Annotated in this window: 12 protein-coding genes and 1 tRNA gene; 1 reads left to right on the top strand and 12 read right to left on the bottom strand. The window is 33.6% G+C overall.

What is annotated here, in order from left to right; genetic code table 11:
- Positions 1-17: 17 nt before the first annotated feature.
- A complete protein-coding gene (rpoN, locus tag ACFVRR_RS06000) occupies positions 18-1,319 on the bottom strand; it encodes an RNA polymerase factor sigma-54 (protein ID WP_387325813.1) in 1,302 nt (433 codons plus the stop codon).
- 148 nt (positions 1,320-1,467) lie between these two features.
- Here rpoN and ACFVRR_RS05995 point away from each other — a divergent pair, with 148 nt between their 5' ends.
- Positions 1,468-4,188, top strand: coding sequence for a sigma-54-dependent transcriptional regulator (locus tag ACFVRR_RS05995; RefSeq protein ID WP_387325811.1), 2,721 nt, complete (start codon positions 1,468-1,470; stop codon positions 4,186-4,188).
- 54 nt (positions 4,189-4,242) lie between these two features.
- On the opposite strand, the gene chbG is transcribed toward ACFVRR_RS05995, so the two are convergent.
- The 11 genes from chbG to ACFVRR_RS05940 form a co-directional block, all read right to left on the bottom strand.
- Positions 4,243-4,959, bottom strand: a complete 717-nt coding sequence (gene chbG / locus ACFVRR_RS05990) for a chitin disaccharide deacetylase (RefSeq protein WP_387325808.1) — start codon at positions 4,957-4,959, stop codon at positions 4,243-4,245.
- A gap of 75 nt (positions 4,960-5,034) precedes the next feature.
- Positions 5,035-6,372 (bottom strand): 6-phospho-beta-glucosidase, encoded by a 1,338-nt coding sequence (locus tag ACFVRR_RS05985; protein WP_387325806.1) that lies wholly within the window; start codon positions 6,370-6,372, stop codon positions 5,035-5,037.
- Between the two features lie 72 nt (positions 6,373-6,444).
- Positions 6,445-6,765, bottom strand: a complete 321-nt coding sequence (locus ACFVRR_RS05980; protein ID WP_029715362.1) for a PTS lactose/cellobiose transporter subunit IIA — start codon at positions 6,763-6,765, stop codon at positions 6,445-6,447.
- 22 nt (positions 6,766-6,787) lie between these two features.
- Positions 6,788-8,143, bottom strand: coding sequence for a PTS sugar transporter subunit IIC (locus ACFVRR_RS05975; RefSeq protein ID WP_387325802.1), 1,356 nt, complete (start codon positions 8,141-8,143; stop codon positions 6,788-6,790).
- Positions 8,144-8,187: 44 nt separating this feature from the next.
- Entirely contained in the window at positions 8,188-8,490 is a 303-nt protein-coding gene (locus ACFVRR_RS05970; RefSeq protein ID WP_097973524.1) for a PTS sugar transporter subunit IIB, read from the bottom strand.
- 442 nt (positions 8,491-8,932) lie between these two features.
- Positions 8,933-9,253 carry a PTS lactose/cellobiose transporter subunit IIA gene (locus tag ACFVRR_RS05965; protein ID WP_387325798.1) on the bottom strand — a complete coding sequence of 107 codons (321 nt, stop codon included), beginning with the start codon at positions 9,251-9,253 and terminating at the stop codon, positions 8,933-8,935.
- Positions 9,254-9,277: 24 nt separating this feature from the next.
- Positions 9,278-10,636: a PTS sugar transporter subunit IIC gene (locus ACFVRR_RS05960; protein WP_387325795.1), complete on the bottom strand. Its 1,359-nt coding sequence runs from the start codon at positions 10,634-10,636 to the stop codon at positions 9,278-9,280.
- Between the two features lie 43 nt (positions 10,637-10,679).
- The gene (locus ACFVRR_RS05955) at positions 10,680-10,982 is read right to left on the bottom strand and encodes a PTS sugar transporter subunit IIB (protein ID WP_387325792.1); all 303 of its coding nucleotides are present in this window, start codon (positions 10,980-10,982) and stop codon (positions 10,680-10,682) included.
- 334 nt (positions 10,983-11,316) lie between these two features.
- A complete protein-coding gene (locus ACFVRR_RS05950) occupies positions 11,317-11,610 on the bottom strand; it encodes a DUF6509 family protein (protein WP_335483863.1) in 294 nt (97 codons plus the stop codon).
- A 304-nt stretch (positions 11,611-11,914) separates the two neighbouring features.
- On the bottom strand, positions 11,915-12,070 hold the full coding sequence (locus ACFVRR_RS05945; protein WP_387325789.1) for a hypothetical protein: 156 nt from the start codon (positions 12,068-12,070) through the stop codon (positions 11,915-11,917).
- Between the two features lie 205 nt (positions 12,071-12,275).
- A tRNA-Arg gene (locus ACFVRR_RS05940) sits at positions 12,276-12,348 on the bottom strand.
- Positions 12,349-12,395: the final 47 nt, after the last annotated feature.

Raw genomic sequence — 12,395 nt, 5'->3', positions numbered from 1 at the left:
ACATCCCATTCTCCTTTTTAACTAAAGCGCTTTCGTTTTGATGAACCAGGAATTCTAAGTATATCTCTATATTTAGCTACAGTTCTTCTAGAGATTTCCACTCCATGTTTTTCAGCTAATAATTCAACTAGCTTTTGATCTGATAATGGTTTTTCTTTGTTTTCTCCATCTACTAGTTGCTTGATGAATACCTGTACACTCGTTGATGCGAGCTCCTCGCCGTCCACATTTACACCTTGATGGAAGAATTTCTTCATTTCATATAAACCAAATGGTGTCTGTACATATTTGTTTTTACAAGTACGGCTAATTGTCGATTCATGTAATGAAAGTTCTTCCGCTATCTCTTTTAAAGTAAGCGTTTTTAAATTTGCAGGACCCTTTTCAAAAAAAGCAATTTGCTTTCGAAGAATACAATTCATTACAGCTAACATCGTTGATTTTCGTTCTTCCAAACTTTTCATTAACCAGTTAACTTGCGTATTTTTATCCTTTAAATAAGTTGAAACTTCCTTCTCATGTTGACCATTTAAAATTGAAGAGTATTCATTAAGTACTCTTAAACGCGGCATAATTTTATCATTAATCAGTACAACAAATTCGCCGCCTATTTTTTCAACTGTTAAATCAGGAGCTACATAATTTACTTGGTCTTGGAAATAATTTAAACCTGGCCTTGGCTGAAGGGTTAAAATTAAGTCAATTTCTTTTTGTAAATCAGGTAAGCTAATCTTAAGTTTTTTCGCTATTTCTTTCCAGTTTTTATTAACAAACAAATCAAAATAATCTTTAATAACCTGTTTTGCAATAGTTGTATCAACTTCAAGTCCATTTAGTTGAATTAATAAGCACTCTTTAACCGATCTTGCTCCAACTCCTGAGGGTTCAAAACGTTGAAGTGTTTCAATGCAGATTTGTAATTGAACGAAAGAAATATTTAATTCATGTATAAGCTCTTCGTCTGATTCCATCAAAAATCCATTTTTATCTAGGTTATAAATTAAATATTTTATAATTTTATATTCCTCATTATCAATTCTCAACTCATTTAACTGACTAACAAGTTCTTCTTGTAATGTTTCTGTTCTGCGAGTATATAACTCCATTCCTTGTCCGCTGGAAGTAGTTTGTTGTTTGACTTTTGAAGAAGTGTAATCGTTATAAGGAGTTTCGACTTCAATTAAGGGATTTTCTAATGATTGCTCAAATAAAAAATCAGTAAGTTCTTGGGCATTAAATTGAAGCATTGTAATGGCTTGTCGTAGTTCCTGAGTCATTGCAAGTTTCAATGATTGTTTTTGCATTAAATTCATTTCCATACTACTTCACTCCCTTATTACTATTTTACTCGATATTTATCTTTTTCATAGTACTTGACGAATTGTTATACTAATTTAAATATAGTGAAAACGTTTACTTTTTCCTGTATAGTAAAAGTATACAACTCTTTATGATGGGTGGGCCATTATGAACAGAAAAAATCAAATTTATGAAGTTTTTCTTCAAAGTAAGGAGCAAGGTTTTACCGCTAATGAGATTGCTCAAAAGCTTGGTTTAGATAGAGCAAACGTTAGCAGTGATTTAAATAAATTAGCTAAAGAAGAATTATTAATTAAAACAAATTCTAGACCGGTCGTATTTAAACTTCTATCTCATACTTTACAACAAACGAATAAATCTCATATTAAGATAGCAAGTTCAGACTATCAATATGAATATTTCTATGAGGAAAATATTAGTTTAAGACCTGCCATCGAAAAAGCAAGATCAGCTATACTCTATCCACCAAATGGAATGCATACATTAATTCTCGGTGAGACTGGTGTTGGTAAATCTGCTTTTGCAAAAAGAATGCATGATTTCGCAATTCATTCGAATGTTTTAGAAAAGGATTCTCCATTCATTATTTTTAATTGCGCAGACTATGCAAATAATCCACAACTATTATTAGGTCAGCTTTTCGGTGTAAGAAAAGGTGCTTATACAGGTGCAACAGAACAAAAAGGTCTACTTGAAAAAGCAAATAATGGAATATTATTTTTAGATGAGGTTCATCGTCTTACTCCTGAAGGTCAAGAAATGTTATTTACGTTTATTGATTATAAGTTGTATAGAAGACTAGGAGAGACAGAAAACGAACGAACATCGAATGTTTTAATCATTTCAGCAACAACAGAGGATCCCGGATCCACTTTATTATCTACATTTACGCGCCGGATCCCAATGGTCATTACATTACCAGCTCTTCGTGATCGAACATATGAAGAGAGATTGACACTGATTAAACGATTTTTCACGGAAGAAAGTGTTCGTCTAGGAAAAGAGATTGTTGTAAGTGCAAATACTATTCGCTCTTTTCTATTTTATTCGTGTCAAAACAATATCGGACAACTTAAAGCCGACATTCAATTAGCTTGTGCAAAGGCTTACGCAGATTTTATTACACATAAACATGACAAAATACGTATTTATAGCACTGATTTGAACTGGTATGTTAAGGAAGGCTTATTCATTGAAAAAAAAGTAAAGCATGCTGTCACACTGTTAAACGAGCATTTCGAATTTTCACCAACAAAGGGTATTACGAGTAACCAACAATTGGATCCCTCTGCAGATACAATTTATGACCGAATTGATACAAAATACGAAGAACTGAAACAACGTGGCGTTGCTCAGGACGAGTTATCCTTACTAATGGAAAACGATATCGAAAGCTATTTCACGCATTATTTAACTTCTATAAATCGTAAACTATCTAGTAAAGAAAATGTCCAAAAAATAATCAAGCCTGAAATCGTTTCACTAAGTGAAAAAGTACTAAAACTAGCAGAAGAAAAATTAAGTAAGAGATTTAACGAAAAAATCCTTGTTGCACTTAGCCTACATATACAAACGCTATTACAACGTATACAGTCAAACAAGAAAATTTATCATCCAAATATTACGCAAATCAGAGATCAGTATAAAAAAGAGTTTTCCGTTTCAATTGAATGTGTAAAAATGATTGAAGATTTTTCAAATGTTTCAATCCCATTTGATGAAGTAGCATTTATAACGATGTTTTTCGTTTATGGAAACGAAGATTTTAAAGTGCCTAGTTCAAATGTAAAAGTAATAGTTTTAGCTCACGGTAATGGTATTGCTAGAGAGATGGCAAATGTAACAAATGAGCTACTAGAAAACGAGGAAGTTATCGGTATTGATATGCCATTAAGTGAACCACCTCAAGATTTTTTAATTCGTGTAAAAGATTATATTAAATCATTAGGTAAATTAAATGGAATTCTACTTTGCATCGATATGGGGTCACTATCATATATCGGTGACATAATTGAAGCTGAATTTTCAATTCCTGTACGAGTGATTCAAATGGTAAGTACTGCACATGTAATCGAAGCTTCTAGAAAAGCGACACTAGGTTATAACTTAGACGAGCTTTATCAGGACGTGCGAAACTTAACTACTTTCTTCATCAATTCTCATGCGAATAAAACGAAACAACCTGAATTTAATCGTTCTGTCATTTTAACTGCATGTCTGACTGGTCAGGGAAGTGCAATAGCCATTAAAAATATACTAGCGAATAACTTGGTCTATGATAAAGAGATGCTAGAAATCGTACCAATTAGCCTTTTAAATAAAGATGAATTACAAAAAATGTTAAATGATATATCTAAAGAACGAAGTATCGTTTGTATTGTTTCAAATTTTGATATAAATGTTCCATTTAATACGTTTCATTTACAGGATGTATTAAATATGAAGGCTACAAAGACAATACAAGAATTGATCACTTATGAAGAAACGTATTTAAAAATGGCTGAAACATTACAAGAGACTATTTCTTTAAAGGATGCTAAAAAAGTAATTAGTGTGATTAGACGTGCCTTAAATGATATACAAGTCCAAACAGATACATTTTTCAAAAATGAGGATCTAATGGGAATTGTTATTCATATGAGTTGCATGATCGACCGAATTCAAAACTCACAACCTCTAATCCCATTTAAAGATAAAGAAGATAAAATAAATAGTGACTATATGCTATATTTAAAAATTAAAAAAATAATGCAACAAATTGAGGATGCTTGTGACATTATCATACCTGATGATGAAATATGTTACTTAATGGAATTTTATTCTAGAAATGAAATTAGCAGATTAGATGAAGAATTTTATATAAAATAAGAAAAAAGCCAGTTACTTCGATGAAGGAACTGGCTTTTGGCTTTTTACACTATATTAATACTTTACTAACTCTACTCCCTTAGGAAGTTTTGAGTTCGTTAAGATATCTAGTTCTGTTAATCTCTCAAAGCAATAAGATGTACCATTTTTTAAATAATTATCTATTAATGCAGGATGTACCATTACCTCTACTGACTCAATACGATTATTTATTCTGTCTTCTATTGTCTCAAAATAGTTTATAGGAATATCACTACCATAAAAATCGGTTAATAATTGATCCGTAAAAGGTGTGATTCCGTCTATTTGACTCTTTGGAGAAATTCGGACTGGAAGATTATACTTTTGCGATAACTTTGCAATTACTGGGTGTAGAATTGGAGTCATGTGTACATGGTGATGACTATCTAGATGTGAAGGATTCAATCCATAAGAAAGAAACTTTTGAATTTGAGCATCCCATTCCTTTTCAACTTCTTCAACATTTATAACTGGATTGTCATACCAATAGCTATTTTTAAGGAAATCCCCATTTTGATCTACAATTGTTTGTAGACCTGTTAATAATGGTTTGCCCGCAGTTAATACAAGATGTACACCTAATCCTAATGTAGGATGTAATTTTGCTAATTCAATTCCATGCTCCACAGCATACATATTCATCATCATAGTCGCGGAGTTCACTATTCCATTTAAATGTGCTTCAATAATGCCATAATTTACACCTTTTGAATACCCGAAATCATCTGCATTTACAATAAGCTTTGTCATCATTCATTCCCCTTTTTTTAGTATGATAAAAAGGGATGCACTCTTTCATTCGAGCTACATCCCTCTTTTTAATCGTTAATTTGCTGCCACTTTTTCGTTTTTGAAGAATTGAGGTAAATGCTCTTTGTGAGCCTCTAACATTTCATCTAGAATTTGTTTTGCTAAATGATCAGATCCAACTAGTGGGTTAATGCACATTGCAAGTAATGCTGTTTTATAATCACCAGTTACGCCAGCTTCTGCAGCAACACGTTCGAATGATTTAATTTGTTGAACTAAACCGCGTACTGCAACCGGCAAATCACCCATTGTAAGTGGTTTTGGACCATCTTTTGTAATAACGGCACTTACTTCAACAGCACAATCATCTGGAATTGATGCAATAGCACCATTATTCATTGTGTTAACAGGTTGGATATCACCTTTATTGTTATATAGAGATGAAATTAATCGGCATGCAGCATCACTATAATAAGCTCCACCGCGTTTTTCTAATTGTGGTGGCTTAATATTTAAATTAGGATCTTTATATAATTCAAATAATGATTCTTCTAATTTTTTTACAACTTCAGCACGCGTACCATCTTTTTTCGCTGCTTCAAGCTCTTCCTCTAGCATTACTTTCGTTTGATAGTAGTAGCGATGATACGGACATGGAATCGCTCCAAGTGCTTCTATAAAATCAGGATTCCAATCCATTGCCTTAATATTTTGCATCGTCATACTTTCAGCAGGGCGTGCAAACTCACTTACAACACGACTTGTTACATCTTCTCCATCTAATAATACTTTCGTTCCATAAACCATATGATTTAATCCCATAAAATCAATATGCACACGCTCAGCTTCTACCCCTAGACCTTTTGCAATGTTCATGTGAATATGAATTGGTACATTACATAAACCAACTACTTTACGGAAATTTGTGTATCTTAAAATCGCTTCTGTTAAAATCCCCGTAGGATTCGTAAAGTTTACGAGCCAAGCATTTGGACAAAGCTCTTCAATATCCTTAACGATATCTAAAATAACCGGTATTGTACGAAGTGCTTTAAACAGACCACCTGGACCATTTGTTTCTTGACCAATTACCCCATATTTTAAAGGAATACGCTCATCCTTCATACGAGCTTCAAGTAAGCCTACACGAAATTGTGTCGTAACAAAATCAGCATCTTTAAGAGCAGCACGTCGATCAAGTGTTAAATGAATTTCCATTGGTACTCCTGCTTTTTCTACCATTCTTTTCGCAAGGTTTCCAACGATTTCAAGTTTCTCTCTACCTTCTTCAATGTCCACTAACCATAACTCTCTTACAGGTAGTTCATCATAACGTTTAATAAATCCTTCAACTAATTCTGGAGTATAACTTGAACCGCCACCAATTGTTGCTATTTTAATACCGTTTCTCATTTTCTTCACTCCTTCTATATGATAGGAGAAAAGTAGCCCGGTCATTCTAGAAAACTACTTTTCTATTTTCTCTTATTTATTTAATTTTTCATGTAGGAAAATTATTTCTGTTACTAAGTCTCTCATCGTTAATGCATTCATTAAATGATCTTGAGCATGAATTAATAAGATACTTAATTCAACATTCTCTCCACGTGCTTCACCTTGAATTAACGAAGTTTGTGCCTGATGCGCAAGATTTAATTCTTTCTTTGCTTCTTCAATCTTACTATTTGCTTCTTCTAAATTACCCGCTCGAGCAGCCTGCATACCTTCCATTAAAGAGCTTTTTGCGTTTCCTGCATGTAAGATTAATTGGAATGCTGTTTGCTCAATTGTCGTTAAAGTACTCATTTCGTATCCTCCTCAAACTACATTACATTGCAGCACTTTGATTATTTGCTGCTTCTCTCATTTTTTTAGATTCCATTCGTCTTTGTAATGCAACGAAAGGTAAATAGATGACCACTGAGATCACTAAGTTAAATGCTGCTAAGGCTGCACCTGTCCAATGTCCTCCTGTAATCAACCACCCACCTAAAATTGGTGGTGTTACCCATGGAATATTCGTAGTTACTGGGTGAACCATGCCTAAAGAAATCGCTAAATATGAAATAACTGTTAAGATAATTGGTGTACCAATGAATGGAATTAACCACATTGGATTTAACACGATTGGTAATCCGAAAAGAACTGGTTCATTAATTTGGAATAAACCTGGTGCCCCACCTAATCCAATCATTTGTTTATTACGTTTTCGATTAATTAATATCATTGAAATGATTAACCCTAACGTAGCACCTGATCCACCTAAGAATACAAATGCATCAAAGAACTGGCCCGCCATTACATTGTATTCACTCCACTTTGTAACACCTTTTGCTGCTAAATCAATATTTTCATTTCCTAAAGCTGTAAATAATGGTGTCGTAATTCCACCTAGTATATTTGGTCCATGTAAGCCAAGCATCCAGAAGAAATGAATAAAGAATGCTATACCGATTGCAAACGGTAAAGAGTCTGCAGCATTCGTTAATGGCTTAACAAGCACTGAGCTTAACCAATCATTAAAATATACTCCATCCGATAAATATAATCTGAATAGTAATCCAACAATCGCGATCACAAAGATTGTTAGCATACCAGGTAATAGCTTTGCAAATGCTTTGGAAACTGCTGGTGGTACACCATCTGGTAATTTAATAGCTAATTGCTTTATTCTTGATAAGCGAACAAAAATTTCTGTTGCAATAATGGCAACGATTATTCCGGTAAAAAGTGCAGTTGAATTAGTATAAGTAGAGTTCACTAATCCCCAAACACTACCAGTAGCTGTTTTTCCATTTTCTAATGTAACCGTTACAGTGTTTAATGATTGTGGCACTAGTACAAAATATGACGCTAATGCAACAAGCATTGCTTCGAATCCTTCATCACCATAAGAACGTGCCAATTTATAAGCAATCCCTACAACTGCAAAAACAGTCATAAATGCGAATGTTCCCCACCAAATGTCTCCACCTAATGTCTTCCAGTTCACTCCAAAAAGAGCTTCCATTATTTTGTCGTAACCTTTGATCGCTCCACCTAAATTATTAAATAAAACTGCAAATGAACCGACCATTGTAATGGCAATCATCCCGATTAACGCATCGCGTATTGCTAATAAATGACGTTGGTTACCGAACTTTGCTGCAGCTGGCATTATATATCTATCTACAAAACTCATCATTTTTTAAGACTCCCTTTTGGTTTAAATGTATGCAACGTACATGACTATTTTTTTAAACTAAGTGCTAATTCTAAAACAGCTTCACCATTCATAAGTCCATAATGTACTGGATTGATTACATCAACTGGTATCCCTTTTGGCTCGGCAACTTTTTTCATTTCAGCAGCTAAATAACGTACTTGTGGACCTAATAAAAGAACATCTGCTTTATCTAAGTTTTCTTTTGCAGCATCACCCGAAACTGCCCAAATTTTCACTTCAATCCCCTTTGCTTTTGCTGCATCCTCCATTTTAGTTACTAGTAAACTAGTAGACATTCCTGCTGAACAAGCTAATAAAATATTCATTGTTATTCCTCCAGTTTTAGATTTAGTGTAGCGCTTACAGATTTGTTTAAAAGTAAGAAACAGTTCCTAGTAGCATCTACAAATTAAATTATTTTGTACACTCTTTATATAGCAAATGGCGTGCCAACTTTTTCTGACATTCTCAAAAATATGTAATTTACACAATGAAACCTTGTCCTATAAGGACTCATCGTCATAAAATCTTTTTTTCTTCTTTAAAAGGAAAGTAGCTTAAAACAGCTAGTGTGTTAAATCTAGTTTGTTAAACTTCTGAAATTGTTTTAGTGTGTTATTACCCTGTTAGTGTGTCATGATTTAAGTACACTAAATTATAGTGTTTTAAAACACTTTTCGATTCTTACTTAAATTATACAATTTGTTCTATGTAATCTATGAAAAAAAGTGATGTAGAATTAGTCTACACCACTTTTTTTAGCAATTATTAAAGTGAAATTTTCTCATGTAAATAAATAATTTCTTCTACTAAATCTCTTGTTGTTAAAGTGTTCATTAAATGATCCTGTGCATGTACTAAAAGAATATTAATTTTGTATTGTTGCCCTCCTGCTTCACTTTGTATAAGTGAAGTTTGTGAATGATGAGCCAGCCTAAGTTCGGCATTTGCCTCGTTTACTTTTCTACGAGCTTCCTCGAACTCTCCATCACGAGCTTTATACATTGCTTCCATTAATAAACTCTTAGCATTACCGGAATGTAATATAAGCTGAAATGCAATTTGTTCATTATTTGTGTCGGTAGGCATTTGCACTCTTCTCCTTCACATCTATTATACATTTAATGAATTACTACTGGTCGTTGTTTCAGTTGACTTTCTAGCTTCCATTCTTTCTGCTACTACAACGAATGGTAAGTAAATAACGATTGAAATCACTACGTTAACAAGGGCTAAAACTGCACCGCTCCAGTGACCACCTGTTGCTAAATAGCCACCTATAACTGGTGGAGTTACCCAAGGGATTGTAGAAACAACTGGGAAAACAATATGTGATTGAACAGCTAAATAAGAAATAATGGTTAAAATAATTGGAGTACAGATAAATGGTATTAACCAGACTGGGTTTAACACGATTGGTAAACCGAAAATAATAGGTTCATTAATATTAAATAATCCTGGTGGTGTTCCTAAAGCAATCATCTGTTTATGACGTTTACGGTTAACTAAGAACATTGCTACAAGCAAACCGATTGTAGTACCTGATCCACCCATATATACGAATGCATCTAAGAATGGCCCTGCTAAGACTGAATACTTATCTAGATCTGTCACACCTTTTGCATATAAATCGATGTTATGGTTACCTAGAGTTGTTAATAAAGGAGTTGTAATCCCCCCTAAAATATTTGGACCATGTAATCCAAGTGCCCAGAAGAAATGTACAAAGAATGCAATCGCAACTGCAAATCCTAATGAATCGGCTGCATCAGTTAACGGTTTTACAAGAACTGAATTTAACCACTCATTAAAGAATACGCCGTTTGAAATGTATAATCTGAACAATAAGCCAATTAATGCAACGATAAAGATTGTTAACATACCAGGTAACAACTTTGCAAATGCTTTTGATACTGCAGGTGGAACGCCATCTGGTAATTTAATAACTAATTGTTTCACTCTACCTAAACGTACAAAAATTTCAGTCGCAACAATCGCAACGATAATTCCTGTAAATAAAGCCGTTGAGTTTAATGAATTCCAACTAATAAATCCCCAAGTTCCACCTGTAGCTGTCTTACCACCATTTAACGTAACAGAAACTGCAGCTAATGATTGTGGAACAAGTACAAAGTAACACGCTAATGCAACAAGCATTGCTTCAAAACCTTCATCACCATAAGAACGAGCTAATCTATGCGCAATCCCTACTACGGCAAATACTGTCATAAATGCAAATGTTCCCCACCAAATATCACTGCCTAGTGTTTTCCAGTTTGCACCAAAGACTGTTTCCATCATTTTATCGTAGCCGTGGATTGCTCCACCTAAGTTATTAATAAGTACAGCAAAAGCTCCAATCATCGTAATGGCAATCATTCCAATTAACGCATCACGGATCGCTAACAAATGACGTTGATTACCAAACTTCGCTGCGGCAGGCATTATATACTTCTCAGCAAAATGCATCATTCAAATACACCTTCTTTTCTCTCTAGATTTTTAATTCCCCGTTTTATTTTTTCAAATTTAAAGCCATTTCTAGTACAGCTTCACCATTCATCAATCCATAATGCACCGGATTAATCGTATCTACTGGTATCCCTTTAGGCTCAGCTAGTTTCTTCATTTCTGAGACTAGATAACGAACCTGAGGACCAAGAAGTAATACATCCGCTTTGACTAAATTATCTTTTGCCTCATCACCAGCAACAGCCCATATTGTTGCCTCAATTCCTTTTGCCTTAGCTGCTTGTTCCATTTTTGTAACAAGTAGACTAGTCGACATTCCTGCAGAACATACCAATAAGATCTTCATCCTACACCTCCTCAATTTTTCTCGTCGGTGAAACGCTTACATTTTTACAAATAATGACAAAAGAATTACGCGTTACAAGGACAAGTTGTGTTATCAATTTAAATATTGCAAATTCTGTGCCAATATTCAAAAAAATCTATTTATTTAAAATCACAACAAAAAAACCTTGATAAATCAAGGTTTTCAAAACGTAACATTTATTCAAAATATTAGTGTTTTATATGTGTGTACACACAATTGGTACTGTGTTTACAATTAATCAATAGTGTGTTGTTAAATACCCAAAATAGGATATCTCCTAAGCTGAAGTGTGTCATTTAATAACACATTAATATTAATCTTCAACTGTTAAATGAGTTTTACAAAATTCGAATACTTCTTTTTCTTCATCTTCTTCCAAATCAAAATCTAAATACTGATTTGACTCAGCTTCATACAAGTCATATTTTATTAATTTCGACTCGTCGCCTTTTACTCCAAAAAGCGCTTTTATGTATATACCTTTTTCATTATATAATTCATCATCCTCTGGTACATTGATATAAAGTATAAACTCATATCGATCCCCTTCAATGATACCAAATGGATCTTTTATTTCTTCTACAGTGTATTCTGTAATCGTTAACACAAAAACATTCCCTTCAATTATAATATGTACTATTATACACAAAGAAATGAACAAAAAGAAAGACGCCTGCCGCAGCAGACGTCTTGATGCGTTTGAGGCGAGAGACCGGGCGGCCACATCCGCGCGTTTAGCTTGCGCATATCTCTCGTCTTACTCAAATTAGCTCATCGCAAAGAGTAATATATCATATATTTAAGAAAAAGGATAGAGGAAAAAAATAGAAGGAGTAAAAAGATCAGATAAATTTTATATTTATAAAATTTATCTGATCTTTTTTTAGTAAATATTTTAAACAGTCTTCAGTTTAGATATAGAATTTAATGATTTTTAAGTCGATGCAGTATTTTTTCTTTTTAGATGTTGAGTACAGTTTATAGGTTTCATTAAATTTTAATTCTCTTTCTATTTCATCTTTATTGATTTGAGCCATTTCTTCAAGAAACCAAGAATTCATATCCATTTGAATGACCTCCCTTTATTTACTTTAAATATATGATTTTAAGTTAAGGGAACCCATTCTTCATTGGATGGAGTTTTAGTACATCTTTAGTTGTAGGGTAAAGATAGGATTTTGTACTGAGATTCAGTGGTTAACGGAGGAAAAATAAAAACCGAGTGATAAATCTGTGAATTTACAGATTTTATCACTCGGTTTATTCTTTTAGCGCGCTCGACAGGATTCGAACCTGCGACACACGGTACCGGAAACCGATGCTCTATCCACTGAGCTACGAACGCATTTTAATATATGGGTAAATAAGTATACCTTATCTGTCGCCCCAATC

The organism is Gottfriedia sp. NPDC057948 (assembly GCF_042887255.1).
Lineage (GTDB): Bacteria > Bacillota > Bacilli > Bacillales > Bacillaceae_G > Gottfriedia.
The sequence above is the reverse complement of the archived record's forward strand: the minus strand, read 5'-3'. Positions and strand labels throughout refer to the sequence as shown.

What these genes read in the sequence shown, in the direction of transcription:
- ACFVRR_RS05960 (WP_387325795.1), bottom strand. Translation starts at nt 10,636, where the DNA reads ATGATGCATTTTGCTGAGAAGTATATAATGCCTGCCGCAGCGAAGTTT.
- ACFVRR_RS05965 (WP_387325798.1), bottom strand. Translation starts at nt 9,253, where the DNA reads ATGCCTACCGACACAAATAATGAACAAATTGCATTTCAGCTTATATTA.
- ACFVRR_RS05945 (WP_387325789.1), bottom strand. Translation starts at nt 12,070, where the DNA reads ATGGATATGAATTCTTGGTTTCTTGAAGAAATGGCTCAAATCAATAAA.
- rpoN (WP_387325813.1), bottom strand. Translation starts at nt 1,319, where the DNA reads ATGGAAATGAATTTAATGCAAAAACAATCATTGAAACTTGCAATGACT.
- ACFVRR_RS05985 (WP_387325806.1), bottom strand. Translation starts at nt 6,372, where the DNA reads ATGAGAAACGGTATTAAAATAGCAACAATTGGTGGCGGTTCAAGTTAT.
- ACFVRR_RS05970 (WP_097973524.1), bottom strand. Translation starts at nt 8,490, where the DNA reads ATGAATATTTTATTAGCTTGTTCAGCAGGAATGTCTACTAGTTTACTA.
- ACFVRR_RS05955 (WP_387325792.1), bottom strand. Translation starts at nt 10,982, where the DNA reads ATGAAGATCTTATTGGTATGTTCTGCAGGAATGTCGACTAGTCTACTT.
- ACFVRR_RS05995 (WP_387325811.1), top strand. Translation starts at nt 1,468, where the DNA reads ATGAACAGAAAAAATCAAATTTATGAAGTTTTTCTTCAAAGTAAGGAG.
- chbG (WP_387325808.1), bottom strand. Translation starts at nt 4,959, where the DNA reads ATGACAAAGCTTATTGTAAATGCAGATGATTTCGGGTATTCAAAAGGT.
- ACFVRR_RS05980 (WP_029715362.1), bottom strand. Translation starts at nt 6,765, where the DNA reads ATGAGTACTTTAACGACAATTGAGCAAACAGCATTCCAATTAATCTTA.
- ACFVRR_RS05975 (WP_387325802.1), bottom strand. Translation starts at nt 8,143, where the DNA reads ATGATGAGTTTTGTAGATAGATATATAATGCCAGCTGCAGCAAAGTTC.